Genomic DNA, 26,164 nt, shown 5'->3' with positions numbered 1-26,164 from the left:
TGAGCCCGTCTCACCTGATCACGGTGGCGACCGCCACCGCGCCCGGAACCGCTGCGGCATCTGGACAATTCACCCTGGTAACGTGAGAACGTGCCCGAGACATCGACGCTGCGCGCCTCCACCACCTCGGGCAAGCGGACCCGCAAGATCAGCTGGGACCTGGTCCGCAGCCTGTGCGTGATCCTGGTCATGGTCTACCACTCCACGTACCTGAGCACGTACCTGCACCCGGAGCTCGCCCCGCGCACCCTCGTCTTCCCGTGGCAGGTCGGCGCCAGCCTGCTGCTGGTCATCTCGGCCTACTTCGCCTGCGTGACGATCGGGCGGGGCACGATGCTGCGCTACTGGTGGGGGCGGATGGCCAGGCTCCTGCCGCCGTTCATCGGCGCGGTGGTCGTCATCTTCGCGGTGATGCGCTGGGCGGCGATCGACGGCTGGTTCCACCCCACCTACAGCGAGCTGGCCGCGAACCTGCTCATGCTGTGGAACTGGAACCCGGGCGAGCACTACTTCATCGACGGCTCGCACTGGACGGTGCCGCTGCAGCTCATGGGCTTCACGGTGGCGGCGCTGCTGTTCAAGTCCGCCTGGGGGCACGGGCGCCGCATCCGGGCGGTGCTGTGGGTGGCGGTGCTGCTGCCGATCGCCCAGTGGCCGCTGCGCGTGTCGGACCCGCCGGAGCTGTACCGCACGATCGTCGACGGCATCGGGATGCACCGCTGGCACCTGTTCGTGGTGGGCGTGGCCATCTGGCTGTGGTCCACCCGCCGGATCGGCCTCGGGCACTTCGGCGCGCTGCTGGCGGCCTGCATGACCGGCCAAGCGCTGCACAACTACGCCGAGACGCCGGAAGGCCTGGTCGCCGACTGGGGCTCCACCGTCGGCGTCTGCATCGGGATGCTCGTGGTGGCGATCACCGCCTACGGGCCGGACTGGAACCGGGTGGTGCCGACCTGGCTGGCCGGGCGGATCACCTGGTTCGCGGGGATCTCCTACGGCGTGTTCCTGATGCACCAGACCGTCGGCTACATCGTCTCCCGCAAGCTCCAGGACGTCGGCGTCGGGCCCACGCTGCAGACCGCCGCGATGCTGGTCACCGGCGTGGTGCTGGGCTGGGCGCTGACCCGCGTGGTGGAACGTCCGACGCACCGGTTCCTGATGCACGGCTACGACCGGCTGGCGGCCCGCAAGCAGGCCTGACCTGCGGGGAAGCCCTCAGGAGCCGCTGAGCGGCTCGCACGGCACGGACCGGCGCCGCGGTGGGGGCGGACGCCATCGCGCCCGCCCCCGACCCGGGTTCAGGACGTGGTCGCGGCCACGCCCGAGTCCTGCGGCAGCGGTTCCTCGTGCCGCTGCCGGGGGACCGGGACGTCGTCGACCGGCACCTCATCGCCGTGCACGACCGCCTCGACGTACTCGTCGGAAGCGCCGTCGGCCTGCCCCGCCTCGGTGGCGGCGAGGAACGGTTCGGCCGCGGTGAGCACCTGCTGGGCCTGGCGGACCCGCTCGGCGAGGTCCCGGCGCATCCGCAGCATGGTGTCGGCGTACTCGTCGGCCCGGCGGATCCGCCGCTCGGCCTCGGCGTTGGCCTCGGCGAGGCGGCGCTGCGCCTGGGCGCGGCTGTTGCGCTCGCGCTCGGCCTGCACCCGCAGCGCCTCCTCCCGGCGCGCCGCGATGGAGATCTCGAAGTCCTGTTCGATCTGGGTGCGGCGGCTCTCGGCGACCACGTCGAGCCGCTTGCGCTGCTCCTCGGCCTCGCGGGCCATCTGCTGGACCTCGTCGCGGGTCCGGGCGAGCACCTCGGTGCGCTGCTCCTCGGTCCGCTGGCGCCACTCGTCGGCCTCGGCGACCAGGTTCTCGTAGCGGGTCCGCAGCTCCACCGCCGACTGCTGGGAGCGGGCCCACTCGTGCTCGGCGGCGGACTTGGCCGCGGCGACGACGTCGGAGGCCTCGTCCTGGGCCAGCCGGACCATCCGGCGCAACCGGTCGGACAGCGCGGACTCCTCGATCGGCGTCCTGGCCTGCTCGTCGAGCTGCTGCTTGAGCGCTTCGACCTCGGCCCGGGCCTGGTCGAGCTGAGCGGACAGGTCGGCGACCTGGCTCAGCGCGGAATCGCGGTCCTCGGCGAGCAGTTGCAGCTCGGCCTCGGTCTGCTGGACGTAGAACTTCACCTGCGACCGGCGGTATCCCCACCAGACGCCGTCGAAATCCGCCTTCAGCGGCACGAGTTCACGATCTTCGTTGTAGCCCACGGTCTCACCCCGCTCGAGTTGATCTTCAGTGCTGGGAGCGAGCCACGCCCCGACGCGGCAAGGTCCGTCGCGCACCGGGAAACGCGCTGCGGTGCTCCACCGGGACGGACCGGCGGGCGGCCACCGGCGCGTGGTGCGCACGGATCGCTGGCGCCATTGTCCACCGCGCACACCTCGGAGATCAACTGTCCGGGAAGCCGCGCAATCGAGGGGACATCGGAAGTTGACCGGTCGTACACCAGGTCCGGTCGAACAGGACGACTCGCCGTCCCGGGTCGCCGCCCCCGGGTCGCCGTCCCCGGGTCGCCGCCCCCGGGTCACGCCGCGGGGAAACGGGAAGAACGCCGCAATCACACCATCCCGCACGAACGGCCCGCGATCAAGAGCACCGGCCCCACCGCGCCGGATCCGGTCACGCACCCAGCACGCGGCGGAAGACCTGCTCGACCTCCTCGCGCGCGGGGACCGATTCGCGCACCACGCCTTGCAGCAGCAGCCCGCAGAACGCCGCGGACAGCGCCCGGCCGGTGACCGCGTCGGTGTGCGCGGTGAACAGCTCGGCGAGCTCGGCGTCCCACTCCTGGCTGACGTGGCGCAGCGCCGGGCGGTGCAGCGCGGCGAGGTAGAGCTCGTGCTGCACGGCGGTCTGCGACCGCGCCGGGCCGAGGTAGTGCAGCACCAGGTCGGCCAGCGCGCCGACGAAGTCGCCGCCACCGAGGGTGGTGGCCCAGCGCCGGATGTGCGCGACGTCGTCGGCGGCGGCCTGCCGCAGCGCCATCGCGAGCAGGTCGTCGAGGGTCCGGAAGTAGTAGGTGGTGGAGCCCAGCGGCACGCCGGCCTGGGCGGCCACCGCGCGGTGCGTCAGCTTGTCGAGCCCGCGCTCGGCGACCACGTCGATGGCGGCGCGGGCGATCCGCTCCCGCCGGGCCGGGCCCTTGCCCTGCGCCTTGCCGGCCGCTCCCGCGGCGGCGGTGCGGCCGGACCCGGTGCTGTCCTCGCGGGCGGCCGATGGCGTGATCGACATGTGCTGCGGTGCCTCCCGTTCGGCGCTCGGATCCCGGTCCCCGGACAGCCTGCCACGCCGGGTGGTCACGACGATGCGGTGCACGTCACCCGCCTCGCGTTTGCGCAGTTCAGAGCGCAAAATCCGAACACCATTCGGAACAATGTGCATCCGATGATGTACATCTGTACAACAACGGTGTTAGGGTCCTTTCCGGCACTGCGCAGGGATTCGGCCGAGATCGCCGACCGCGCGCCATCGCGAATGAGCGCCGCCACCGAATGCAGTCCGGGAGGTGAAGGAGCAGCACCGCTGGCGGCACGCCGAATTCGGTGATCACCGCGACTGCCGCGGCGCCGTTTCGCGATCGATCCGCCACCCCGAATGGCGGAGGAATGCACCGACGAGGACAAACGGGGAAAACGCTCCATGTCGCACGCTGAAGGAACCTCGGTGAACGCGGGCAAATCCGGTCCGGACGCCCCCCATTCGCTGTTCATCGACGGGCAGTGGGTCGCCGCCGCCGGCGGGGGCACCCGCGAGATCCGCAGCCCCGCCGACGGCGGCCTGGTCGCCGTCGTCGACGAGGCCGACCGCTCCGACGCCGAGCGGGCCGTCACCGCCGCCCGCCGCGCGTTCGACACCACCGGCTGGTCCACCACCTCCGCCTGGGAGCGCGGTGACCTGCTGCTCCGGGTCTCCGACATCCTGGTGCGCGACCGCGACGAGTTCGCCCGCGCCGAATCGCGCGACACCGGCAAGCGGCTGGTGGAGAGCGAGTTCGACATGGACGACATCGCGGCCTGCTTCCGGTACTACGGCAAGCTCGCCGGTCAGGACGCCGGTCACCTGGTGGACACCGGTTCGGTGGAGGCCATCAGCCGCGTGCAGTACGAGCCGGTCGGGGTCTGCGGCCTGATCACGCCGTGGAACTTCCCGCTGCTGCAGGTGGCCTGGAAGGTCGCCCCGGCGCTGGCCGCGGGCAACACCTTCGTGCTCAAGCCCAGCGAGCTGACCCCCGGCACCGCGATCCTGCTGATGCGGGCGCTGGCCGAGGCGGGGCTGCCCGCCGGGGTCGGCAACCTGGTGCTGGGCGCCGGCGCGGAGGTCGGCGCGGTGCTCGCCGAGCACCCCGACATCGACCTGGTCTCCTTCACCGGTGGCCTGCACACCGGCCGCGCCATCTCCGCGAGCGCGGCGGGCACCGTCAAGAAGGTGGCCCTGGAGCTGGGCGGCAAGAACCCCAACGTGGTCTTCGCCGACGCCGATTTCGAGACCGCCGTCGACTACGCGCTCACGGCGGTCTTCCTGCACTCCGGCCAGGTGTGCTCGGCGGGTGCCCGGCTGATCGTGCAGGACGAGCTGCACGACGCGCTGGTCGACGAGGTGGTCCGGCGCGCCGAGCGGATCCGCATCGGCGGACCGTTCGACGCCGACGCCGAGACCGGTCCGCTGATCTCGGCCGCCCACCTCGCCAAGGTCGAGGACTACGTGGCCCGCTCGGTCGCCGAGGGCGCGGTGCTGCGCACCGGCGGGGGCCGCCCGGCGGGCGAGCGGTACGCCAACGGGCACTTCTACCTGCCGACCGTGCTCGACGAGGTGCGGCAGGGTTCGCACGCGGTCGTCGAGGAGTCCTTCGGGCCGGTGCTCACCGTGGAGCGGTTCACCGACGAGGACGACGCGGTGCGGATCGCCAACGACACGCACTACGGCCTGGCCGCCGGGGTCTTCACCGGCGATCCGGCGCGCGCCCAGCGGGTCGCCAACCGGCTGCGCCACGGGACCGTCTGGATCAACGACTTCCACCCCTACCTGCCGCAGGCCGAGTGGGGCGGGTACAAGCAGTCCGGCACCGGGCGCGAACTCGGCCGCGCCGGGCTCGGCGAATACCAGGAGACGAAGCACGTCTACCAGAACCTGCGCCCCGGACCGCAGCGCTGGTTCTCCGGAGAATGAGGAGGAATTCTTCCTGAGGTGGCGATCACCGCCACCACGCGGCACTTGATCGTCCCCGCCGCCGACGATCGCGGGTGATCGATCTCCCCATCGCGCAAAGACCACAAAAAGACCACCCGAATTCCCGGCCCGCCCTGGCGCGGGCCGGGAATCGGGAAAGGAGTTTCGGGGCATGAGCGCGCCCACCGGCGATGCCGAGCTCGAGGAGTTCGGCTACACCAACAAATTGAAGAGAAGTCTCGGAGGTTTCCACACCTTCGCCGCCGGGATCAGCTACATCTCGGTGCTCACCGGCACCTTCCAAATGTCCTACCTGGGTCTCTCCCACGGCGGGCCCGCCTACTGGTGGTCCTGGCCGATGGTGTTCATCGGGCAGTTGTTCGTGGCGTTGAGCTTCGCCGAGCTGGCTTCGAAGTACCCGATCGCCGGTTCCGTCTACAACTGGGCGAAGAAGCTGGGCGGCCAGCACGTCGGCTGGCTGGCCGGCTGGATGATGCTCCTGGCCTCCATCGTCTCCATCGCGGCCACCTCGCTGGCCTACCAGAACACGTTGCCGCAGCTCTGGGAAGGGTTCCAGGTCGTCGGCGACGGCAGCACCGACACCGAGCAAGCCGTCAACGGCATCCTGCTGGCCCTGGTGCTGATCCTGTTCACCACGCTGGTCAATGCCTTCGGCGTCAAGCTGATGGCCCGGATCAACAGCGCCGGGGTGCTCCTGGAGCTGATCGCCGCGGTGCTGCTCATCATCGCGCTGCTGTTCGTGGTGCAGAACCCGCCGACGGTGGTCCTCGAGACCTCCGGCACCGAGAACGCCCACGGCGGCAGCTACCTGAGCGCGTTCCTCATCGCGGGCATCGCCTCGTCCTACGTCATGTACGGCTTCGACACCGCCGCCTCGCTCGGCGAGGAGTCCGTCGACCCCCACCGCAAGGCCCCCAAGGCCATCCTGCAGGCGCTGATCGCCTCCGCCGTGCTGGGCGGGCTCATCATCCTGCTCGGCCTGATGGCCATCCGCGACCTCTCGGCGCCGGAGCTGGCCGACAGCGGCCTGCAGTTCGTGCTCGGCGACGCGCTGGGCCCGGTGGTCGGCCGGTTGTTCCTGGTGGCGATCTTCATCGCGATCACCGTGTGCGTGCTGGCGGTGCACACCGCCGCCATCCGGATGGCCTTCGCGATGGCCCGCGACAACGCGCTGCCCGGCGGCTCCAAGCTCGCCAAGGTCAGCCCGCGGTTCCAGATCCCCGTGGTCCCCGCGGTGCTGATCGGGGTGCTCGCGGTCGTGCTGCTGCTGGTCAACATCGGCCAGCCGCAGATCTTCACCACCGTGACCAGCCTGGCGATCATCCTCATCTACGTCTCGTACCTGCTGGTCACGGTGCCGATGCTGATCGCGCGGCTGCGCGGCAGGTGGCAGGCCGACCAGCAGCCCGGCCGGTTCAACCTCGGCAAGTTCGGCCTGCCCGTCAACATCCTCGCGGTGCTGTGGGGCCTGGCCATGACGGTGAACCTGATCTGGCCGCGGCGCGAGGTCTACAACGCCGAGCCGCCGTACCACTGGTACCTGCAGTACAGCTCGCTGCTGTTCGTCGGCATCGCCGCGCTGGGCGGCTTCGCCTACTACTGGTTCGTGCAGCGCCACAAGATCGGGGTGCTGGCCGACCACGCCGCGACGACCGACGAGTCCACCGCCGCCGACGAACAGCCCGTCGGCTGAACGCGCTGATGCCGGGGCCGCCCGCGCGGCCCCACCCCCCGCAGAAACGGAGAGTGCTCCCGATGACAGACCAGTTCGATTACGTCGTGGTCGGCGGCGGCAGCGCCGGAGCGGCCGTCGCGGCCCGGCTCTCGGAGGACCCGGACGTCACCGTCTGCCTGCTGGAGGCCGGGCCGTCCGACGTGGGCGACAAGGCGGTCCTGGAGCTCGACCGCTGGATGGCCCTGCTGGAGTCCGGCTACGACTGGGACTACCAGGTCGAGCCGCAGGAGCAGGGCAACTCGTTCATGCGCCACGCCCGCGCCCGGGTGCTGGGCGGCTGCTCCTCGCACAACTCCTGCATCGCCTTCTGGGCGCCCGCCGAGGACCTCGACGAGTGGGCGTCGATGGGCGCGACCGGCTGGAGCGCCGCGGACATCTTCCCGCTGTACAAGCGGTTGGAGACCAACGACGGCCCCGGTGACCACCACGGCCGCAGCGGGCCGGTGACGATCCGCAGCGTGCCGCCGAAGGACCCGTGCGGCGTGGCGCTGCTGGAGGCGTGCGCCGAGGCGGGCATCCCCACCACCGAGTTCAACTCCGGGACCACCGTCACCCACGGCGCGAACTGGTTCCAGATCAACGCCCGCGAGGACGGCACCCGCTCCTCGTCCTCGGTGTCCTACCTGCACCCGATCCTGGACCGGGAGAACCTGGAGATCCGGACCGAGGCGCGGGTCCGGCAGGTCACCTTCGACGGCAAGCGGGCCACCGGCGTGCAGTACCTGGACCCGGACCAGATCCACACCCGCACCGTGACCGCGCGGCGCGAGGTGGTGCTGTCGGCGGGCGCGATCGACACCCCGAAACTGCTCATGCTCTCCGGCATCGGACCGGCCGAGCACCTGCGCGAGGTGGGCGTCGACGTGCTGGTCGACTCCCCCGGCGTCGGCTCCAGCCTGCAGGACCACCCGGAGGGCGTGATCGCCTGGGAGGCCGCGCAGCCGATGGTGCAGGAGTCCACGCAGTGGTGGGAGATCGGCATCTTCACCCGGACCGAGGAGGGCCTGGACCGGCCGGACCTGATGTTCCACTACGGTTCGGTGCCGTTCGACATGCACACCGTCCGGCAGGGCTACCCCACCTCGGAGAACAGCTTCTGCCTGACCCCGAACGTCACCCGCGCCCGGTCCACCGGCACGGTGCGGCTGCGCACCCGCGACTTCCGGGACAAGCCGAAGGTCGACCCGCGCTACTTCACCGACCCGCACGACATCCGGGTGATGACCGAGGGCATCAAGCTGGCCCGCCGGATCGCGTCCCAGTCGGCGCTGGCGGAGTGGGCCGGCGCGGAGCTCTACCCGGGCCCGGACGTGCGCACCGACGACGAGATCGCGGACTACATCCGGCGCACCCACAACACGGTGTACCACCCGGCGGCCTCGGTCCCGATGGGCGCCGACGACGACCCGAGCAAGCCGCTGGACGCGCGGCTGCGGGTCAAGGGCGTCGAGGGCCTGCGCGTCGCCGACGGCTCGGCGATGCCGTTCCTGGTCGCGGTGAACCCGAACATCACCACGATGGCGATCGGCGAGAAGTGCTCCGACATGCTCAAGGAGGACAACCGCTGACCCGGTGGGGCGCCCCGGTGGCGCCCCACCCCGCGCCGAGGTCCCTCCGGTCCCCCGTCCCGGAGGGGCCTCGGCGCTCCCGCTTCAGCGCCGCCGCACCAGCACGAACACCGCTCCGGCGAGCGGGAGCACGACGAGGGCGGCCAAGCCGTACTCGAACGGCGGGGACGAGGTGAACGACCGCAGCGACGCACCGGAACCCTGCCAGGCGGTCACCGTCGTCCCGCAGGTGATCTCGGCGGGGCCGGCGAACCAGCGGTCCACCTCGAGCTGCTCGCGCTGCCGCACCGGCCGGACCTCCCGCCGCTGCCCCGCCTCGGGCACGACGGCGCAGGAGGTGGGGCGGGTGAAGTCGAGGACCAGCGCGCCGTCGTCCCAGCGGTACGGCTCCTCCCGCCCGAACGAGGTCCCGCCGAACGAGGCGGCCAGCACCGCCACCACCCCGGCGAGCCCGATCACGGCGCTGAGCAGCACGAGCAGGCAGCCGGGCAGCAGCCTCCGGCGGCCGGTCACCACCGGTCCGGCTCCTGCTCCCAGTCGTCGTCCCAGTCGTCCTCGGACGGACCGGGGCGGCGGCCGACCGGGCCCGCTTCCGCCCCCTTCGCCGCGATGATGTCGTCGACGTCGTGGCCCTCGTGCAGCAGCGTGCTCGCCTCCTGGACGTCGGCCATCCCGGCCGCGAGCCCGCGCTGCACCCCGGGGTCGTCCGACATCCGCCCGGCCAGCACGTCCTGCCAGGAGAACTCGCCCGCGTCGATGCGCCGCTGGAGCTCGGCGAGCTCCGGTGTCGCGCCGCCGCCGCGGGCGTGCCGCTCCAGCTCGGCGATGTCCTCCTCGGTGAGACCAGGCGCGGCGGTGCTGGCCCGAGCCGCCTCCTCGGCCACCTGCTCACCGGCGGTCAGCGCGTCGTCGAGCTGCGCCACCAGCTCGCTCAGCCGCGGATCGTTCAACGGGTTCGACACCGTCGGTCCTTTCGGAGTGGGTGATCAGCTGCCCTACGAGCCCATGCTGTTGTGCTTGCCCAGCGCGTTGGCGCCCCGGAGCCCGCCGTAGGCGCCGAACGCGGCCGCAGTCGCCCCAGCCTGCGCGGCCTTGGCCCCGTCGTCGTAGGTCTGCTTGGCGTCCTGGACGTCGTCGAGGACGTTCATCGCGTCGTTGACGCTGTTCACGTCCTTGATCTTCATCAGTGCGGTGCCCATCTGCTGGATGCCGTCGATCATGGCCTTGACGCCCTCGATGATCGACTGGATCGCCAGGATGATCTTGCGGATCGCATCGACGATGTCGATGACGTCCTTGACCATGAGCACCACCCGCGCCCAGGCCACCGGCAGCGCGGCGGTGATCGCCGCTTCCAGCAGCTTGCTGGCCACCAGGTCGAGCAGGACCAGCGCCACCTTGGTCATCGTGCGGCAGGTGGCGGCGGTGCTCTGGAACTTCTGCCCGATCAGCCGGGCGATCTGCGAATCGGCCTCGATGGCGACCGTCCACACCACGCTGATGTGCCGCTCGAAGCTCTGCGCGGCCTCGCCCTCCCAGTGGGGTTCCAGCTCGCCGAGCCCGGCGTTGAGGTTGTTGCGCACCGCGTCCAGCGACTTGGCGATGTTGTCCCACGCCGCGGCGTTCTCGTCGATCTTCTCGAAGTCGCCGAGCAGCGGGTTGATCAGCGATTCGATCAGGTCATCGCCGGTCACCTTCTCGTAGACCCAGTTGACGCCCTGGAGCTTCCACCCGGCGGCCTGCATCAGCTCCTCGGTGGTCTGCCTGCCGGGGCGGTCCTTCGGCGCCGCGGCGAGCACCGCCGCGGGGTCCTGGGTGTCGGCGTACCCGCTCATCCGCGTCCTCCCAGGTCCGTGGCATCGCCCATGATCGACTGGACCTGCTCGATGCGCTTCGAGTTCGCCAGGTCGTCCTGCTCGTAGACGCCGGCGGATTCCTTGAGCGCTTCGGCCACGCCGGTGAGCCGCTCGTTGCCGAACTCCAGCGTTTCCCCGAAGAGCTTGCCGACCCCGGTCACCACCGGTCGCAACATCGCGAGCACACCGGTGAAGCCGCTGGTGTCCGACCCTTCCGTTTCGGCGTGCTCCCGGATGGCGAGGAAGTGCTGGGCGTTGCGCTCCAGCAGCCCCGCGTAGCCCCGCAATTCCTCCGGTTCGACCTTGAACTTCTCGGCCATGCCACCTCCCACCGCCACGGCACCGTTGCCGCCGGACTTCCCCAGGCCGAGGAGATTCCCACAGCCGTGGCGAGCCGGGGCGCGAACCGCCGGATTCCCGGCGTCGAGCGCAATTCCGGCACCGGCCGATCGGCCGCGGCGACCCGGCCGTCCGGTGCAGCGCCCACCCGAACGGGGCAGGGCACGACCGAACGGGGCAGCGCCGACGTGGCCGCGTTCCCGGGAAGGCACCGGGAGTGCCCCGCCCGGGGGCGGGGCACCGCTGACCGGCCCGGCGCTCAGCCGATGGTCGTGGTGGTCAGCACCGGGTTCGGGTTCGGGTAGCAGGCGGTCGGGACGTCGATCTCGCCGAGGATCGACGACACCACCGCGTTGAACGTCAACCCCGGGTCGTCGTACCCGGTCCCGTGCAACCGGGTCTCGATCGTCCCCGAGTCGGCCGCGGTGAGCTGGGCGGTCACCGTCGGCAGCTCGTAGGCGGCCCCACCGGCCATCGGGCCGTCGAGGTGCAGCGTGGCGAGGTCGCCGTCGACGGTGAGGGTCGGCGGGGTGTCGCCGAGACCGGAACCGCCGGAGAGCTCGGCGGAGACGAACGTGGAGTTCGCCGGGATCGGGATGCGCAGGTCGAGCCCTTCGACCCGTTCCACGGCGTATCCGTTGACCTCGGTCGGCACGGTGCTCGGCTCGGGGTCGATCACCAGCTCCAGCCCGGCACCGGGGGCCACCGACGCGGGCGCGATCACCTCCGCGGTCTGCGGCAGGCTGAACAACTGCTCGCCGAGCGGGGAATCCCCGGAGCAGTCGAAGTTGATGTCGAAGGCGGCGGCCAGCGCTTGCGGGCTGAACGCGAGGGCGGTGGCCGCGGCGATCGCGGCGGCGGTTGCGGTGCGCTTGATGCGTGCGGACATCGTTGGCCTCACCTCGGAACTCGAAGGGAAAGGTGGAGCCGCGCGGCGCGACCGATACTTACTGACGAGTAAAGTCGGCGTCAACGCAGCCCGGTTTCCCACCTTTGCCAGCTTTCCCGCGCTCGACGGAGGGTGTTGGCGCGCCGGGCGGGCGCACCGCCGCCCGGGTGATCCGCACCGGGGGCCGAGCTCACCCGCGCGGACCCGCGGCGACGACGCGCGGTATCCGGTGCACCGCCGGACGAAGTAGTTGCACGCTCACCCGGGACCAACCACGTCGAGTCCGCTGTGGACACCCGCTCGCGAGGCCCCGGTGCTTGCCCCGCCCGCGCGCGGCGGCGAGGATGCCCCGATGCGCCTCGGACTCGCCCTGCCCCAGCTCGGACCGTTCGCCGACCCCCGCCTCATCCCCGGATTCGCCGCCGAAGCCGAGCGCGCGGGCTTCCAGAGCCTCTGGGCCTCCGAGCGGGTGCACTACGCGACCCGCCCGAGCAGCCCCTACCCCGGCGGCGACGGCACCCCGCCGAAGCGGATGGGCGCCACCGTCGACCCGCTGCTGGTGCTCGCCGTCGCCGCCACCGCGACCAGCTCCGCGATCCTGGGGACCAGCACGATGAGCGCGCCGCTGCACGCACCGGTCCACCTCGCGCGCAGGCTGGCCGGGCTGGAGCAGCTCAGCGGCGGCCGGCTGATCGCCGGGTTCGGCCTGAGCTGGTCGAAGGACGAGTACGAAGCGGCCGGAGTCCCGTGGCACGAGCGCGGAGCGCGGCTCGACGAGGCGCTCGACGTGCTCAACGCGTTGTGGGGACCGGACCCGGTGCGCCACGAAGGCCGGTTCTGGACCCTCCCCGAAGCGGAGTTCCAGCCCAAGCCCGGCCTGATCCCGATCTACCTCGGCGGGGCCTCCCCCGCCGCGCTGCGCCGGGCGGGCAGGCGCGGCGACGGCTGGCTCGGGGTGCCGTTGCCGGTCGAACCGCTGCACCGGGTCCTGGGCACGATCAACGAGCACGCCGCCGCGGCCGGGCGGGGGCCGGTGCCGACCGCCCTGCGGATCAACCCGATGATCCAGCCGACGCCGACCGACGATCCGGCGACCGGTCCGGTCGAGCAGCTCGCGGACTACCTCCGCGCGGTCGAGCGGCTCGGCGTCGCCGACGTCTTCCTGGACCTGCAGTTCACCACCGACACCCCGGAGCAGCTGCTGGCGCTGGCCGGGCGCATCAGGTCGGCGCTGGGCTGACGGCGGTTCCGCAGCGGCGGAGCCGCTTTCCCGGCGGATCCGCCCAGCTCAGCGGATCCGCCCAGCTCAGCGAGCCCGGCCAGCTCAGCGGGCCCCGGCGCGGTACAGGTCCCGCAGCAGCGCGACCTCGCCGCCGTGGTGGCACAGCTCCCGGTTGAGGTGCAGCACGAGCGCGAGGTAGCTGCGGTCGGCGAACGGGCCTTCGGCCCGCCCCACCGGCCGCGCCCACCCCGCGGCGTCCAGCGCACCGATGCCGTCCCGCCACGACCGGTGCTGCTCGTCCAGGTAGGACAGCGCCGCCGCGGCGGTGGCGGGGTGGTCGTGGTGGTCCATCCGGTAGGACCCGTCGCCGAAGTGGTTGCTGACCCGGAGGCCGAAGACGTGGCCGGCGATGTGGTTGAGCCGCCAGGCGAGGGTGGTCACCGGCGGCGGGTCCGGTTCGGGGAACGCGAAGTCCATCGCCCAGCCGTCGGCGACCGGCCGGATCGACCAGCAACCGGCGACGGGCTCCCAGAAGTACTCCTCGTCGGTGAGCCCGTCCAGCCGGGGCCGCCAGCCCGCCCAGTAGAAGTCGAGCTGGTCCAGTGCCTCCTCGCGCCAGTCCACACCCGCACGGTACCCGGGTCGGGGTCTAGCGCACATACCGTCTAGTCGGTACGGTCAGGCTCCATGAGCCCCAGCGACGCCGCGGTGCGGGCGGTGATCTTCGACTACGGCGGAGTGCTGACCACCTCCGGCCGGGCGGCGATCCGGTCGTGGACCCGGCAGGAGGGCGTCCGGCCCGAGACCTACTCCGCCGCGCTCAAGGAGTGGTTGTCCCGCTCCGCTCCCCCGGGCACGCCGATCCACCGGCTCGAACTCGGCGAGATCGGCGCCGCGGAGTTCAACGCCCTGCTGGCCGCCCGGTTGCGCACCACCGAGGACGGCCCGGTCCCCCCGGACGGCCTGCTCGGCCGGATCTTCGCGCACATGCGCCCCGAGCCGGTGATGCACGACCTGGTCCGCCGGCTGCGCGCGCACGGCGTCCGCACCGCGCTGCTGTCCAACAGCTGGGGCAACGCCTACCCGCGGGAACTGCTCGACGAGCTGTTCGAGGACGCGGTGATCTCCGGCGAGGTCGGCCTGCGCAAGCCCGACCCGCGCATCTACCGGCTGGCGCTGGACCGGCTCGGGCTGGACGCCGATCAGGTGGTCTTCGTCGACGACGGCGCGCCGAACGTCGAGGCCGCCGAGCACCTCGGCATCCGCTGCGTGCTGCACACCGGGGCGGCCGACACCCTCGCCCGGTTCGCCGAACTCGTCCCCGGCCTGCCGCCCACCCGCCACCACCAGGAGGCCCGATGAACGCCCCGTCCACCGAGCTGCCCGGCCTCGACCTCGACCGGGTGCGCGCCTACCTGGACACGCGGCGGCCGGGCCTGGTGACCGGTCCGCTGCGCGGCGAGGTGGTCCACGGCGGGCGGTCGAACCTGACCTACGTGCTCACCGACGGCACGAGCCGCTGGGTGCTGCGCCGGCCCCCGCTGGGTCACGTGCTGGCCACCGCGCACGACATGGGCCGGGAGCACCGGGTGATGAGCGCGCTGGCCGGCACCGCCGTGCCGGTCCCGCGCACCCACGTGCTGTGCCAGGACGACGCGGTCATCGGAGCGCCGTTCTACCTGATGGAGCACGTCGAGGGCACCGTCTACCGCACCCCGGAGCTCACCGGCCGGCTCGACGCCGACCAGCGCCACGACCTGACCCGGCAGCTCGTCGACGTGCTCGCCGAGCTGCACGCCATCGACCCGGAGCAGGTGGGGCTCGGCGACTTCGGCCGCCCCGAGGGGTTCCTCGACCGCCAGGTCCGGCGGTGGAGCAAGCAGCTCGCGGCCTCCCGCAGCCGGGACATCCCGGGCATCGACGAGCTGGCCGCCCGGCTCGCCGCGGGCGTGCCGCGCACCGGGCGCACCGCGATCGTGCACGGTGACTACCGGCTCGACAACGTCCTCGTCGGACCCGAGCTGCGGATCGACGCGGTGCTGGACTGGGAGATGGCCACGCTCGGCGATCCGCTGACCGACCTGGGGCTGCTCGCGGTGTACTGGGAGGGCTTCAGCGGGCTCGACGAGAACCCGATCGCCAAGGGCATCGGGCCGGAGTTCGGCTTCCCGCCGTTCCGCGACATGCTGGGCCGCTACGCCGAGCGCAGCGGCGCGGAGCTGTCCGAACTGGACTGGTACATCGGGTTCGGCTTCTTCAAGATCGCGGTGATCCTGGAAGGCATCCACTACCGCTACATCCACGGTCAGACCGTGGGTGCCGGCTTCGACCACATCGGAGCGCTGGTGGCCCCGCTGGTCGCTCAAGGCCTGGCCACCCTCGACGAGGAGGTTTGAGATGGATTTCGGCTTCGACGCGCGCACCGAGGAGCTGCGGGCGCAGCTCCAGGACTTCATGGATTCCCACGTCCACCCCGCCGAACCGGTCTACGCCGCGCAGCTCGCCGAGGCCGACGACCGGTGGGCGGCGCACCCGCCGGTGATGGAGGAGCTCAAGGCCGAAGCGCGCCGACGGGGTCTGTGGAACCTCTTCCTGCCCGGTGAGCACGGCGCCGGGCTCACCAACCTCCAGTACGCCCCGCTGGCCGAGATCATGGGGCGCTCGCGCCTGGGCTCCGAGGCCACCAACTGCTCCGCCCCGGACACCGGGAACATGGAGGTGCTGAGCCTGTTCGGCACCCCGGAGCAGCGCCGCCGGTGGCTCGAACCGCTGCTGGCGGGCGAGATCCGCTCCGCGTTCTGCATGACCGAGCCGGACGTGGCCTCCTCCGACGCCACGAACATCGGCACCCGCATCACCCGCGACGGCGACCACTACGTGATCAACGGGCGCAAGTGGTTCTCCTCCGGTGCGATGAACCCGCGCTGCGCGATCTTCATCGTGATGGGCAAGACCGACCCGGACGCCGAGCGGCACCGGCAGCAGAGCCAGGTCCTGGTTCCCCGGGACACCCCGGGCGTCCGGATCGAGCGCAGCATGAACGTCTTCGGCTACGACGACGCCGACCACGGCGGGCACGCCGAGATCGTCTTCGAGGACGTCCGGGTGCCGGTGGACAACGTGATCTCCGGCGAGGGCGAGGGCTTCGCCATCGCCCAGGCGCGGCTCGGTCCGGGCCGGATCCACCACTGCATGCGCGCGATCGGGATGGCCGAGCGGGCGCTGGAGCTGATGTGCCGCCGGGCCAACGAGCGCGTCGCCTTCGGCGGGCCGCTGGCCGACCAGGGCGTCGTGCAGCACTGGATCGCCGAGTCCCGGGTGAAGATCGAGCAGGCCCGGTTGCTGGTGCTCAAGACCGCCTGGCTGATGGACACGGTCGGCAACCGGGGCGCGCACACCGAGATCCAGGCGATCAAGGTCGGGGTGCCGGAGATGGTCACCTGGGTCATCGACCGGGCGATCCAGGCGCACGGCGGGGCCGGGGTCAGCCAGGACTCCCCGCTGGCCAGCCTCTACGCGCACGCCCGCACGCTGCACATCGTGGACGGTCCGGACGAGGTGCACCGCCGGTCGCTCGCCCGCCGCGAGCTGAAGAAGTACAAGACGCAGTGACGCGAGACTTCGAAAGGAACACCACCATGACCAGTCGTGTCGCCATCGTGACCGGAGCCGCGCGCGGGATCGGCGCCGCCACCGCCAAGCGGCTCGCCGAGGACGGCTTCGCCGTCGCCGTCGTCGACCTGGACGAGGGGCAGTGCGCCGGGACCGTCTCGGCGATCGAGGGCGCCGGGGGCAAGGCGCTGGCCGTGGGCGCCGACGTCAGCGACGCCGAGCAGGTCCGCGCCGCGGTCGACCGGGTCGCCACCGAGCTCGGCGCGCCCACCGTGCTGGTCAACAACGCGGGCGTGCTGCGGGACAACCTGCTGTTCAAGATGTCCGACGACGACTGGGACACCGTGCTGAACGTGCACCTGCGCGGCTCGTTCCTGATGTCCCGCGAGGTCCAGAAGCACATGGTCGAGGCGAAGTTCGGCCGGATCGTGAACCTGTCCAGCACCTCGGCGCTGGGCAACCGCGGGCAGGCGAACTACTCCACGGCCAAGGCCGGGTTGCAGGGCCTGACCAAGACGCTGGCCATCGAGCTGGGCAAGTTCGGCATCACCGCCAACGCGATCGCGCCCGGCTTCATCGCCACCGACATGACCAAGGCGACCGCCGAGCGCGTCGGGGTGTCCTTCGACGAGTTCAGCAAGGCCGCCGTCGGCGGCATCCCGGTGGGGCGCCCCGGGGCGCCGGAGGACATCGCCAACACCGTGTCGTTCTTCGTCGACGAGCGCTCCGGCTTCGTCTCCGGCCAGGTCATCTACGTGGCGGGCGGGCCGAAGGCATGAGCGCCACCGACGCCGACGGGCTGCGCGAGCGGGTCGGCGCGTTCCTCGCGCAGCACCCGCCGGAGCGCACCGACCGCCTGGAGTTCCTGCGGGCGCGGTTCGACGCCGGGCTGGCGTGGGTGCACTTCCCCGCCGGGCTGGGCGGGCTGGACGCCCCGCGCGAGCTGCAACCGGTGGTCGACGAGGCGTTCGCCGCGGCCGGGGCGCCGGACAACTCGCCGCGGCTGAACTCCATCGGGCTGGGCATGGCGGCCCCGACGATCCTGCGGTTCGGCACCCCGGAGCAGCAGCAGCGGTTCCTCCGCCCGCTGTGGACCGGCGAGGAGATCTGGTGCCAGCTCTTCAGCGAGCCGGGCGCGGGATCGGACCTCGCCGCGCTGTCCACCCGGGCCGTCCGCGACGGCGACGAGTGGGTCCTCGACGGCCAGAAGGTCTGGACGTCGCTGGCGCACCGGGCGAGCTGGGCGATCCTGGTCGCCCGGTCCGATCCGGACCAGCCCAAGCACAAGGGGCTGAGCTACTTCGTCTGCGACATGACCGCCCCGGGCGTGGAAGTGCGCCCGCTGCGGCAGATCACCGGTGAGGCGGAGTTCAACGAGGTGTTCCTGACCGGGGTGCGCATCCCGGACTCGCACCGGCTCGGCGAGGTCGGCCAGGGCTGGCAGGTGGCGATGGGCACCCTGATGAACGAGCGGGTCTCCATCGGCGGCAGCAACACCGAGCGGGAGGCCGGGCTGATCGGGCTGGCCGCGCGGACCTGGCGCGACCGCCCCGAGCTGCGCACCTCCGGGGCGCACGACCGGCTGCTGTCGCTGTGGGTGGAGGCCGAGGCCGCCCGGTTGACCGGCCAGCGGCTCCGCCAGCAGCTCGCCGCGGGCAGCCCCGGGCCGGAGGGGTCGGCGGTCAAGCTGTCCTTCGCCCGGCTGAACCAGGAGATCTCCGGCTTCGAGCTGGAACTGCTCGGCGAAGAGGGGCTCGGCTACGACGACTGGACGTTCCGGCGCCCGGACCAGGCCGACTTCACCTCCGCGCGCGGCCCCGGCTTCCGCTACCTGCGGGCCAAGGGCAACTCGATCGAGGGCGGCACCTCGGAGATCCTGCGCAACGTCGTCGCCGAACGGGTGCTGGGCCTGCCGCCGGAGATCCGCACCGACAAGGACCGGCCGTGGAAGGAGCTCCCGCGATGAGCGCCCCGGACCTGCTCTACAGCGAGGTCGAGGAGGACCTGCGGACCAACGTGCGCCGGCTGCTGCAGGAGCGCAGCGACTGGCCGTCGGTGCTGGCCAGGACCGAGAGCGACGAACCCTACGACCTGGCGCTGTGGCGCACGCTGGCCGGTGAGCTCGGGCTCGCGGCGCTGCTGGTGCCCGAGGAGCTCGGCGGTGCCGGGGCCGGGGCCCGGGAGGTCGCGGTGCTGGCCGAGGAGCTCGGCCGGTCGGTGGCCCCGGTGCCGTTCCTGGGCAACCTGCTGGCCACCGCGGCGCTGGTGGAGTGCGCCGCGGTGCCCCGGGTCCGGGAGATCCTGCCGCAGCTCACCGACGGCACCCAGCTCGGCAGCACCGCGATCGGGCTCGGCCGTTCGCCCTACGCCGCGTTCCCGGACGCGGTCCGGGCCGACGGCGGCGCGCTGACCGGATCGGTCGGCGCGGTGGTGGAGCTGGCGTTCGTCGACTACCTGGTGGTACCCGCCACCGACGCCGACGGCCCGGCGCTGTACCTGGTGGACACCTCGGTGCCCGGGGTGACCCGGAGGCCGACCACACCGCTGGACCTGACCCGCCGGTTCGGTGCCCTGGAGCTGGATTCGGCGGTCGGCGAGCGGATCGCCTCGGGCGCCGACGCCGAACGCGTGCTGCGCCGCGCGCTGCTCACCGCGGCGGGCGTGCTGGCCTCCGAGCAGGTGGGACTGGCCCAGCACTGCTTGGATTCCACCGTGGAGTACGCGCTGACCCGGTCCCAGTTCGGTCGCCCGATCGGCTCGTTCCAGGCGGTCAAGCACCGGCTCGCCGACCTGTTCACCGGCGTGAGCACCGGCCGCGCCGCCGCACGCGGCGCCGCCGACGCGCTGGCCCGCGAGGACGCCGAGGTGGAGCTGTCGGTGGCGGTGGCGCAGGCGTACTGCTCGGACCTGGTCGTGCTGGCCGCCGAGGAAGCGCTGCAACTGCACGGCGGCATCGGCATGACCTGGGAACACCCGGCCCACCTGCACCTGGCGCGGGCCAAGAGCTCCCAGCTCACCTTCGGCACGGCCGAACGGCACCGGCAGCGCCTCGCCGAGCTCGTCGACCTGCCGACCCCGTAGCGCCCGCGGCGCAGCACACGACGACGCGTCCCCCACCGACCGGAGGTACCCGTGCGGGTTTTCCACAGCACCGAAGAACTCGTCGCCGCCCAGGGCGAGAAGCTCGGCACCAGCGACTGGCTGACCATCACCCAGGACCAGGTCGACCAGTTCGCCGAGGCCACCCACGACCACCAGTGGATCCACGTCGACGTGGAGCGCGCCAAAGCCGGCCCGTTCGGCGGCCCGATCGCGCACGGCTTCCTCACCCTGAGCCTGCTGCCCAAGCTCAACGGGCAGACCTACAAGCTCGACGTCGGCGCCAAGATGGGCATCAACTACGGGCTGAACAAGGTCCGCTTCCCCAGTCCGGTGGCGGTCGGCTCGCGGGTGCGCTCGCACACCGAACTGACCGACGTCAGCGAGGTCAAGGGCGGGCTGCAGCTCACCATCGCGACGACCATCGAGATCGAGGGCGCCGACAAACCGGCGTGCGTGGCGGAGATGCTCTCCCGCGTGGTGCTCTGAGCACCTCCGCACGACTGCCACGACGGGCTCCCCGGTGCGCCGGGGAGCCCACGTCGCGTCATTCGACCCGGATGTCCATCCCCGGTCCCAGCGGCAGGTCGGCGAAGTAGAACACCGTGAGGATCAGCGCCCACAGCAACCAGAACGGGACGACGAACGGCGTCATCCTGGCCACCAGCGTGCCGATGCCCGCCTGCGGTTCGTAGCGCCGCAGGTAGGTCAGCAGCACGATCATGTACGGGTTGAGCGGGGTCATGACCTGCGTCGCCGAGTCGCCGACCCGGAACGCCGCCTGGGCGAATCCCGGCTCGAAGCCCAGCAGGGCGAACATCGGCACGAACACCGAGGCCATCAGCGTCCACAGGCTCGACCCGGAGATGATGAACAGGTTCAGCGCGGAGGCCAGCGCCATGAACCCGAGGAACGCCGGGTAGCCGTCCAGGCTCAGGCCGCGCAGCAGGTCCGCGCCCGCGACCGCGACCCAGGACCCCAGGTTGGTCCAGTTGAACAGCGCGATGAACTGCCCGAGCATGAACGCCAGCACCAGGAACCCGGACAGGTCGCGCAGCGCGAGGGCCATCAGCCGGGGCACGTCGGACGGCCGGCGCACCGTGCCCGCGCTCGTGCCGAAGGCGATGGCGGGCACCGCGAAGCCCAGGAAGATCAGCGTGGTGACCGAGTCCAGCAGCGGTGACTCCGGCAGGAACCCGCCGTCGTCGTTGCGCAGCGGCGAGGACGGCCACAGCACCAGCAGCAGCACCGCCGCGGCGGCCACCACGAAGGCGATCCCGGCCCGCACCAGGCCGCGCCGCTCCGCCGGTTCCAGCGCCACCCGCACCGCGCCGTCCGCGGCGTCCGATTCGGACACCTCCTCGCGCGGGACCCCGGCGCGCACCATCCGCGGCTCGATCACCTTGTCGATCAGCAGGCCCGCCAGCAGACCCAGCAGGACCGCCGAGACCACGTTGAAGTAGTAGTTCGACACCGGGGTGACCGCGGTGCCGGGATCGGGCAAGGTCGCGGCCACGCTGTTGCTGATCCCGGCGAACAGCGCGTCCAGGCTGGTCACCACCGGAGCGGTCGAGTAGCCCGCGCCCGCGGCGGCGAAACCGCCCAGCAGCCCGGCCACCGGGTGCCGCCCGGCGGCCTTGAAGACCAGCGCGGCCAACGGCGGGATGATGATCATCGAGGAGTCGGCCATCACGCTGCCCGCGATGCCGACCAGCCCCACCGCGTAGGGCAGCACCCAGCGCGGCGCACCGCCGAAGGCGGCCCGGATCAGCGCCGTGAGCAGGCCCGAGCGCTCCGCCAGCCCCACCGCGAGCATGATGGTGACCACGGTCTCCAGCGGCGGGAAGCCGATGAAGTTCTCGGCCATCGAGGTGAACAGGAACTCCAGTCCCGCACCGGTCAAGGCGCCCCGGATCACCGTCAGCTCGTCGTCCCCCGGGATCCGCACCGTGACGCCGAACGCGGCCACCGCCGTGGAGACCATCGCGACGACCAGGAACAGCAGGCCGAAGAGGATGAAGGGTTCGGGGAGCTTGTTGCCCGCTCGTTCCACCAGGTTGAGGACCCGGTCGAGGCGGCTGGACCCGGCGGTGCTCGTCTCGCTGCTCATGCGTCTCCGAGGTGGTGCGGTGCCCGTTCGAGGTATCCGGTAGCGAACCTCCCGGGACCCGCCGCGCGCAAGACCCGCCGATGACCGGAGCGCGCCAGGCGACCGCCGCTACGGCCGCAAGGACGCCAGCAGCAGGTCGGCGAAGTGCTCGCCCACCTGCTCCCCGGTCAGCTCGCCCCCCTGGCGGAACCAGGTGCCCAGGTGGTGCACCGCGCCGTAGAAGAAGTCCACCACCAGGTCGGCCGACTTGTCCGAGCGGAACACCCCGGACGCCTGGCCCTCCTGCACCAGCGCCCGCACCCGCTCGTGGTAGCGGCGCCGCGCGGCCCGCACCTCGGCCTGCTTGTCGGGGTGCAGCAGGTGCATCGAGCGGAAGAAGATCACCGTGTCGTCGAGGTTGGCGGTGGTGGTCACCACCACGTCGGCGGCCACCGCGTGCAACCGCTCCTGCACCGGGGCGTCGCGGTCGGCGGCGACCTCCAGCCGCGCGGTCTGCTCCCGCAGCAACCGGGAGTAGATCTCCGAGAGCAGGTCGTCCTTGGAGTCGAAGTAGTGGTACATCGCCCCCTTGGTGACCCCGGCGGCGTCCACGATCTGCTGCACCGAGGTCGTCTCGAAGCCCTGATCGGCGAACAGCCGGGTCGCCACGGCCAGCAGGCGCTGCGGAACCGGCTCGGCTCCCGCATCCGCTCCGCTCGCAGCCCGCACCATGACACCGACCTCCCAGTCCGTCCTCGCGGTCCCGGCGACCCACCGGTTCCGCACCCGCGCGTCAGGTGCCCGGTCGGGTGCCGCCGCACCACAGTATCGGCCGGTCAGCAGCCCGCCGCGCGCACCGCCGCGCCGTCGTCCGGAGTCAGGTGCTGGTCCGGCGCCGCAGCTTGCGCATCCCGCCCTGCCAGCGCCCCGGATCGGCCGCCCGCAGCGCGTAGTACCCGGCCACCTCCTCGTGCGGCAGCACCAGGAACCGGCCGTCCCGCAACGCCTCGACCACCACCTCGGCGACCTGCTCCGGTTCCAGCGCACCCTCGCCGAGGAGCTTCTGCCCGGCCGAACCGCTGCTGCCGAGCATCGCGGTGCGCACGCCCTGCGGGCACAACGCCTGCACCGCGATACCCCGGTCGCCGTACTCGATGGCCAGCCACTCGGCGAAGGCGAGCGCGGCGTGCTTGCTCACCGAGTAGGGCGCCGAGCCGAGCATGGTCAGCAACCCGGCGGCGGACACGGTGGCCAGGAAGTGCCCCTCGCCGCGCTCCAGCCAGTGCGGCAGCACCGCCCGCGCCGCGCGCACGTGGGCCATCACGTTGACCTCCCAGGACAGCGCCCACTCCGCCTCCGGCGCCTCCGGGCCGCCCGAGCGGGCCACCCCGGCGTTGGCGCAGAACAGGTCGATCCGCCCGTGCCGCTCCAGCGCCGCCGCGACCAGGGCGGCGACCCCGTCCTCGCTCGCCGCGTCCCCGGGCACCGCGAGCCCGCCGACCTCGTCGGCGACCCGCCGCACGGCGTCGGCGTCGAGATCGGCCAGCACCAGCTGCGCACCGTCCCGGGCGAACCGGCGCGCCATCGCGGCCCCGATCCCGCCGGCCGCGCCGGTCACCACCACGACCGCCCCGTCGAGCCGCATGGTCACACACCTCCGCGCAGGGTCGCCCCGCCGTCGAGCACCAGCACCTGCCCGGTGATCCAGGACGCCTCGTCGGAGAGCAGGAACGCCGCCGCGCCGCCGATGTCGGAGGGCACCCCGAGCCGCTGCAACGGGTAGGCGCCGGCGACCTCGTCCTCGCGGTCCTCGTAGAGCGCGGTGGCGAACTTGGTCTTCACCACCGCGGGGGCGACCGCGTTCACCCTGATCGCGGGGGCCAGCTCCACCGCCAGCTCCTTGGTGATGTGGGCGAGCATCGCCTTCGTCGCGCCGTAGTAGGCGATGCCCGGCGCGGGGCGCAGCCCGGCCACCGACGACACGTTGAGCACCGCACCGCCGTGCTCGGCCATCCCGGCCCGGTGGACCTGCTGCGTCCAGGACAGCGCGCTGAGCACGTTGACCTCGAAGGTCTTGCGGGCGATGCCGTGGTCGAGTTCGATCAGCGGGCCGTAGGCGGGGTTGATGCCGGTGTTGTTGACCAGCAGGTCGACCCGGCCGAACGCCTCGCGGGTGGTGGCCACCGCCTCGGCCTGGTGCTCCTCGTCGTCGCCCTTGCCCGCGACGCCGATGGCGTGCTCGGCGCCCCCGAGCCCGCTGACCGCCTCGGCCAGGGCCTCGGGCTTGCGCGCGGTCACGCAGACCTTCGCGCCCTCGGCCACCAGCCGCTCGGCGATCGCCAGTCCGATGCCCCTGCTGGCACCGGTCACGATCGCGACCTTGCCCTCGAAACGCTTGCTCATCGGGTTCCCTCCTGGTGGCCGGTGCGGGCGGTGTCGCGGAGCTGACGGCGCAGGATCTTGCCGGTCGCCGTCTTGGGCAGCTCGTCGAGGACCTCGATGCCGCGCGGGTACTTGTACGCGGCGAGCTGCTCCTTGCAGTACCCGATCAGCTCCTCGGGCGTGCAGTCGTGCCCGGCGCGCAGGCTGACGTAGGCGCGCACGGTCTCGCCCCGGTAGGCGTCGGGCACCCCGACCACGGCGACCTCGCGCACCGCCGGGTGCCCGTAGAGCACGTCCTCCACCTCGCGCGGCCACACCTTGAAGCCGGAGGCGCTGATCATGTCCTTCTTCCGGTCGACGACGTAGAACCAGCCCTGCTCGTCCATGAACCCGACGTCACCGGTGTGCAGCCGCCCGCCGCGCAGGCCCCGGGCGGTCTCCTCGGGCTTGTTCCAGTAGGCGGGCACCACCATCGGACCCTCGACGACGATCTCACCGACCTCGCCCACCGGCAGGTCCGCGCCGGTGTCGTCGACGATCCGCAGCACCGCGTTGAAGGTGGGCAGGCCGACGCTGAGGGTCCCGGATGCCTGGTCGACCGGCGCTTCCAGGTGGGCGGGCACGGAGGTCGCGGTGGCGGTGGTCTCGGTGAGCCCGTAGCCGTTGTGGATGTAGTGGCCGTACCGCGCGCGGAAGTCCTCGACGACCGCCGAGGGCAGCGGGGCACCGCCGGAGTAGACCAGCTCCAGCGAGGCGAAGTGGTCGGCGCTGACGTCCGGGTGGTTGGTCAGCGCCACGTAGGCGGTCGAGGGGCCGATCAGGTAGGCCGGGCGGTGCTCGGCGAGCGCGTCGAGCACCACCCCCGGTTCGAACCGGTAGGCCAGGTCCAGCCGACCGGCCAGGGCGAACGCGGAGCAGAGCTGGCAGACCATGCCGGTGATGTGGAACAGCGGGGCCAGCGCGAAGATCCCGGCGCCGTCGAGATCGCTGGTGCGGGTCTTGAAGCCGACGGCGTTGAACACCAGGTTGCCGTGGGTGTTGGTGGCCCCCTTCGGCTCACCGCTGGTACCGGAGGTGTAGACGAGCAGCGCGGTGTCCGACGGCGCCGGCTCGGGGACCTCGGGGCGCTGCCCGGCGTGCGCGCGGGCCACCTCCAGCAGGTCGGCGCAGCCCTCGGCGGGCCGCCGCCGCAGGGTGCCGAACAGGCGGGCGTCGTGGCGGGTCTGCAGGTCGAGCTCGCTGGTGGTGACGGCCAGCCCGACGCCTGCCCGGGGGGCGCAGTCGCCGACCACCTCGTGCCAGCCCTGCTCGGAGCACACGATCGCGGTCGGCCGGGCGTCACCGAGGATCTTGGTCAGCTCCCGGATGCGGTACATCGGGTTGAGCGGCACCACGATCGCCCCGGCCTTCCAGCCGGCGAGCAGCGCGATCACGAACTGCGGGACGTTCTGCAGGTAGACCGCGAGCCGGTCGCCGGGGTGGAGGCCGTTGGCGGCGAGGTGGGCGGCCAGTCCGTCGCTGAGCTCGTCGAGCTCGCGGTAGGTCAGCCGCCCGTCGAAGTAGGTCACCGCGGTGCGGTCCGGGTGCGCCCGGACGGTCGCGGAGAACATCGCCAGGACGGAGTCGAACCCGGGCTCGATCTCGTGCGGCACGCCCTGCTCGTACAGCGCCAGCCACGGTCGTTCGTCGTACGCGCTGCCCAAGGCGCCACCTCCATCAAAACCGACCAGTCGGTACGCGACCCAAGTCAACGGCTCGACCACCTCCCCCGTCAACCCTCCGGTTCCGGGAACAGGAGACGACCGCGGTCACCCGCACCACGACACGGACAATCCGGACCTCTTTCCGGGGGCAGCCCCCAGCATCGGCCACCGGCAGCCGCACGACCTGCGCGGGAGCGACGGCTGGGCCGTTCGGGGCATCGCCGACACGCCGAGCGGAAGCGGCGCTCGCGCTCACCCCGAACGCACCAAGCGCCCCTACCGCACCGCAGACAACCCGCGCCTCCGGAGTGGGTCTCCGCCCCCCGAATGAACCGGAACATCACCTCAGGGGGTCGACAGAAGTCGTCACGGTGCGCTAATCTCTTGCTACGCAAAGTGATTCACCACACTCGGCCGCACGCTCGCGCACACTTTTCC

At 72.1% G+C, this 26,164-nt stretch carries 25 protein-coding genes; 12 read left to right on the top strand and 13 right to left on the bottom strand.

All coding sequences use genetic code 11. From position 1 onward, the window contains the following. The first annotated feature begins 90 nt into the window (after positions 1 to 90). Positions 91 to 1,200: an acyltransferase family protein gene (locus tag ABD976_RS27390; RefSeq protein ID WP_345367973.1), complete on the top strand. Its 1,110-nt coding sequence runs from the start codon at positions 91 to 93 to the stop codon at positions 1,198 to 1,200. A gap of 98 nt (positions 1,201 to 1,298) precedes the next feature. Here the strand turns inward: ABD976_RS27390 and ABD976_RS27385 are convergent, their stop codons facing one another. Both ABD976_RS27385 and ABD976_RS27380 read right to left on the bottom strand, forming a co-directional pair. Further along, a complete protein-coding gene (locus ABD976_RS27385) occupies positions 1,299 to 2,252 on the bottom strand; it encodes a coiled-coil domain-containing protein (protein WP_345367972.1) in 954 nt (317 codons plus the stop codon). Between the two features lie 412 nt (positions 2,253 to 2,664). Then, the gene (locus ABD976_RS27380) at positions 2,665 to 3,396 is read right to left on the bottom strand and encodes a TetR/AcrR family transcriptional regulator (protein WP_345367971.1); all 732 of its coding nucleotides are present in this window, start codon (positions 3,394 to 3,396) and stop codon (positions 2,665 to 2,667) included. 312 nt (positions 3,397 to 3,708) lie between these two features. On the opposite strand from ABD976_RS27380, the gene ABD976_RS27375 reads away from it, so the two are divergent. The 3 genes from ABD976_RS27375 (at position 3,709) to ABD976_RS27365 (ending at position 8,535) form a co-directional block, all read left to right on the top strand. Beyond that, entirely contained in the window at positions 3,709 to 5,211 is a 1,503-nt protein-coding gene (locus tag ABD976_RS27375) for an aldehyde dehydrogenase family protein (RefSeq protein ID WP_345367970.1), read from the top strand. A 172-nt stretch (positions 5,212 to 5,383) separates the two neighbouring features. Continuing rightward, positions 5,384 to 6,925, top strand: a complete 1,542-nt coding sequence (locus ABD976_RS27370; protein WP_345367969.1) for an APC family permease — start codon at positions 5,384 to 5,386, stop codon at positions 6,923 to 6,925. Positions 6,926 to 6,987: 62 nt separating this feature from the next. Continuing rightward, entirely contained in the window at positions 6,988 to 8,535 is a 1,548-nt protein-coding gene (locus ABD976_RS27365) for a GMC family oxidoreductase (RefSeq protein WP_345367968.1), read from the top strand. An 84-nt stretch (positions 8,536 to 8,619) separates the two neighbouring features. Here the strand turns inward: ABD976_RS27365 and ABD976_RS27360 are convergent, their stop codons facing one another. From ABD976_RS27360 to ABD976_RS27340, 5 genes are all read right to left on the bottom strand, one after another. Further along, on the bottom strand, positions 8,620 to 9,048 hold the full coding sequence (locus tag ABD976_RS27360; RefSeq protein WP_345367967.1) for a hypothetical protein: 429 nt from the start codon (positions 9,046 to 9,048) through the stop codon (positions 8,620 to 8,622). Beyond that, entirely contained in the window at positions 9,045 to 9,497 is a 453-nt protein-coding gene (locus tag ABD976_RS27355) for a hypothetical protein (RefSeq protein ID WP_345367966.1), read from the bottom strand. Before ABD976_RS27355 ends, ABD976_RS27360 begins: the two co-directional genes overlap by 4 nt. A 33-nt stretch (positions 9,498 to 9,530) precedes the next feature. Then, on the bottom strand, positions 9,531 to 10,370 hold the full coding sequence (locus tag ABD976_RS27350; RefSeq protein ID WP_345367965.1) for a WXG100 family type VII secretion target: 840 nt from the start codon (positions 10,368 to 10,370) through the stop codon (positions 9,531 to 9,533). Next, positions 10,367 to 10,711, bottom strand: coding sequence for a type VII secretion target (locus ABD976_RS27345; RefSeq protein ID WP_345367964.1), 345 nt, complete (start codon positions 10,709 to 10,711; stop codon positions 10,367 to 10,369). The genes ABD976_RS27350 and ABD976_RS27345 overlap by 4 nt, the downstream gene beginning before the upstream one ends. A gap of 278 nt (positions 10,712 to 10,989) precedes the next feature. Then, on the bottom strand, positions 10,990 to 11,619 hold the full coding sequence (locus ABD976_RS27340) for a cyclase (protein WP_345367963.1): 630 nt from the start codon (positions 11,617 to 11,619) through the stop codon (positions 10,990 to 10,992). 352 nt (positions 11,620 to 11,971) lie between these two features. Here ABD976_RS27340 and ABD976_RS27335 point away from each other — a divergent pair, with 352 nt between their 5' ends. Next, the gene (locus tag ABD976_RS27335; RefSeq protein ID WP_345367962.1) at positions 11,972 to 12,859 is read left to right on the top strand and encodes a TIGR03619 family F420-dependent LLM class oxidoreductase; all 888 of its coding nucleotides are present in this window, start codon (positions 11,972 to 11,974) and stop codon (positions 12,857 to 12,859) included. 84 nt (positions 12,860 to 12,943) lie between these two features. Here the strand turns inward: ABD976_RS27335 and ABD976_RS27330 are convergent, their stop codons facing one another. After that, a complete protein-coding gene (locus ABD976_RS27330; protein ID WP_345367961.1) occupies positions 12,944 to 13,465 on the bottom strand; it encodes a DinB family protein in 522 nt (173 codons plus the stop codon). 63 nt (positions 13,466 to 13,528) lie between these two features. Between ABD976_RS27330 and ABD976_RS27325 the strand changes: the two genes are divergently transcribed. Genes ABD976_RS27325 through ABD976_RS27295 form a run of 7 tightly spaced genes read left to right on the top strand, consistent with a single transcriptional unit; the run spans position 13,529 to position 20,041 of the window. Next, entirely contained in the window at positions 13,529 to 14,203 is a 675-nt protein-coding gene (locus tag ABD976_RS27325; protein ID WP_345367960.1) for an HAD family hydrolase, read from the top strand. Next, on the top strand, positions 14,200 to 15,237 hold the full coding sequence (locus ABD976_RS27320; RefSeq protein WP_345367959.1) for a phosphotransferase family protein: 1,038 nt from the start codon (positions 14,200 to 14,202) through the stop codon (positions 15,235 to 15,237). The genes ABD976_RS27325 and ABD976_RS27320 overlap by 4 nt, the downstream gene beginning before the upstream one ends. A gap of 1 nt (position 15,238) precedes the next feature. Next, positions 15,239 to 16,453, top strand: a complete 1,215-nt coding sequence (locus ABD976_RS27315; RefSeq protein WP_345367958.1) for an acyl-CoA dehydrogenase family protein — start codon at positions 15,239 to 15,241, stop codon at positions 16,451 to 16,453. A gap of 26 nt (positions 16,454 to 16,479) precedes the next feature. Continuing rightward, positions 16,480 to 17,232: a 3-oxoacyl-ACP reductase FabG gene (gene fabG / locus ABD976_RS27310; RefSeq protein ID WP_345367957.1), complete on the top strand. Its 753-nt coding sequence runs from the start codon at positions 16,480 to 16,482 to the stop codon at positions 17,230 to 17,232. Continuing rightward, entirely contained in the window at positions 17,229 to 18,419 is a 1,191-nt protein-coding gene (locus ABD976_RS27305) for an acyl-CoA dehydrogenase family protein (RefSeq protein ID WP_345367956.1), read from the top strand. Before fabG ends, ABD976_RS27305 begins: the two co-directional genes overlap by 4 nt. Continuing rightward, entirely contained in the window at positions 18,416 to 19,534 is a 1,119-nt protein-coding gene (locus tag ABD976_RS27300; RefSeq protein ID WP_345367955.1) for an acyl-CoA dehydrogenase family protein, read from the top strand. Before ABD976_RS27305 ends, ABD976_RS27300 begins: the two co-directional genes overlap by 4 nt. 51 nt (positions 19,535 to 19,585) lie before the next feature. Beyond that, entirely contained in the window at positions 19,586 to 20,041 is a 456-nt protein-coding gene (locus tag ABD976_RS27295) for a MaoC family dehydratase (protein WP_345367954.1), read from the top strand. Between the two features lie 58 nt (positions 20,042 to 20,099). On the opposite strand, the gene ABD976_RS27290 is transcribed toward ABD976_RS27295, so the two are convergent. From ABD976_RS27290 to ABD976_RS27270, 5 genes are all read right to left on the bottom strand, one after another. Next, positions 20,100 to 21,662 carry an AbgT family transporter gene (locus ABD976_RS27290; RefSeq protein WP_345367953.1) on the bottom strand — a complete coding sequence of 521 codons (1,563 nt, stop codon included), beginning with the start codon at positions 21,660 to 21,662 and terminating at the stop codon, positions 20,100 to 20,102. Positions 21,663 to 21,770: 108 nt separating this feature from the next. Continuing rightward, positions 21,771 to 22,373 (bottom strand): TetR/AcrR family transcriptional regulator, encoded by a 603-nt coding sequence (locus tag ABD976_RS27285; RefSeq protein ID WP_345367952.1) that lies wholly within the window; start codon positions 22,371 to 22,373, stop codon positions 21,771 to 21,773. A 145-nt stretch (positions 22,374 to 22,518) separates the two neighbouring features. Beyond that, on the bottom strand, positions 22,519 to 23,292 hold the full coding sequence (locus tag ABD976_RS27280; protein ID WP_345367951.1) for an SDR family oxidoreductase: 774 nt from the start codon (positions 23,290 to 23,292) through the stop codon (positions 22,519 to 22,521). Then, entirely contained in the window at positions 23,289 to 24,044 is a 756-nt protein-coding gene (locus ABD976_RS27275) for an SDR family oxidoreductase (protein ID WP_345367950.1), read from the bottom strand. Before ABD976_RS27275 ends, ABD976_RS27280 begins: the two co-directional genes overlap by 4 nt. Beyond that, positions 24,041 to 25,726, bottom strand: a complete 1,686-nt coding sequence (locus ABD976_RS27270) for a class I adenylate-forming enzyme family protein (RefSeq protein ID WP_345367949.1) — start codon at positions 25,724 to 25,726, stop codon at positions 24,041 to 24,043. The genes ABD976_RS27275 and ABD976_RS27270 overlap by 4 nt, the downstream gene beginning before the upstream one ends. Between the last annotated feature and the right edge of the window lie 438 nt (positions 25,727 to 26,164).

Source organism: Saccharopolyspora cebuensis (assembly GCF_039542665.1).
Classification (GTDB): domain Bacteria; phylum Actinomycetota; class Actinomycetes; order Mycobacteriales; family Pseudonocardiaceae; genus Saccharopolyspora; species Saccharopolyspora cebuensis.
Note: the sequence above shows the minus strand (reverse complement) of the source record. Positions and strands in the feature narration are given on the sequence as shown.

Coding starts and splice junctions, on each gene's coding strand:
- ABD976_RS27365 (WP_345367968.1), top strand. CDS start 6,988: ATGACAGACCAGTTCGATTACGTCGTGGTCGGCGGCGGCAGCGCCGGA.
- ABD976_RS27325 (WP_345367960.1), top strand. CDS start 13,529: ATGAGCCCCAGCGACGCCGCGGTGCGGGCGGTGATCTTCGACTACGGC.
- ABD976_RS27285 (WP_345367952.1), bottom strand. CDS start 22,373: ATGGTGCGGGCTGCGAGCGGAGCGGATGCGGGAGCCGAGCCGGTTCCG.
- ABD976_RS27300 (WP_345367955.1), top strand. CDS start 18,416: ATGAGCGCCCCGGACCTGCTCTACAGCGAGGTCGAGGAGGACCTGCGG.
- ABD976_RS27345 (WP_345367964.1), bottom strand. CDS start 10,711: ATGGCCGAGAAGTTCAAGGTCGAACCGGAGGAATTGCGGGGCTACGCG.
- ABD976_RS27275 (WP_345367950.1), bottom strand. CDS start 24,044: ATGAGCAAGCGTTTCGAGGGCAAGGTCGCGATCGTGACCGGTGCCAGC.
- ABD976_RS27320 (WP_345367959.1), top strand. CDS start 14,200: ATGAACGCCCCGTCCACCGAGCTGCCCGGCCTCGACCTCGACCGGGTG.
- ABD976_RS27335 (WP_345367962.1), top strand. CDS start 11,972: ATGCGCCTCGGACTCGCCCTGCCCCAGCTCGGACCGTTCGCCGACCCC.
- ABD976_RS27350 (WP_345367965.1), bottom strand. CDS start 10,370: ATGAGCGGGTACGCCGACACCCAGGACCCCGCGGCGGTGCTCGCCGCG.
- ABD976_RS27340 (WP_345367963.1), bottom strand. CDS start 11,619: ATGTCCGCACGCATCAAGCGCACCGCAACCGCCGCCGCGATCGCCGCG.
- ABD976_RS27315 (WP_345367958.1), top strand. CDS start 15,239: ATGGATTTCGGCTTCGACGCGCGCACCGAGGAGCTGCGGGCGCAGCTC.
- ABD976_RS27370 (WP_345367969.1), top strand. CDS start 5,384: ATGAGCGCGCCCACCGGCGATGCCGAGCTCGAGGAGTTCGGCTACACC.
- fabG (WP_345367957.1), top strand. CDS start 16,480: ATGACCAGTCGTGTCGCCATCGTGACCGGAGCCGCGCGCGGGATCGGC.
- ABD976_RS27290 (WP_345367953.1), bottom strand. CDS start 21,662: ATGAGCAGCGAGACGAGCACCGCCGGGTCCAGCCGCCTCGACCGGGTC.
- ABD976_RS27305 (WP_345367956.1), top strand. CDS start 17,229: ATGAGCGCCACCGACGCCGACGGGCTGCGCGAGCGGGTCGGCGCGTTC.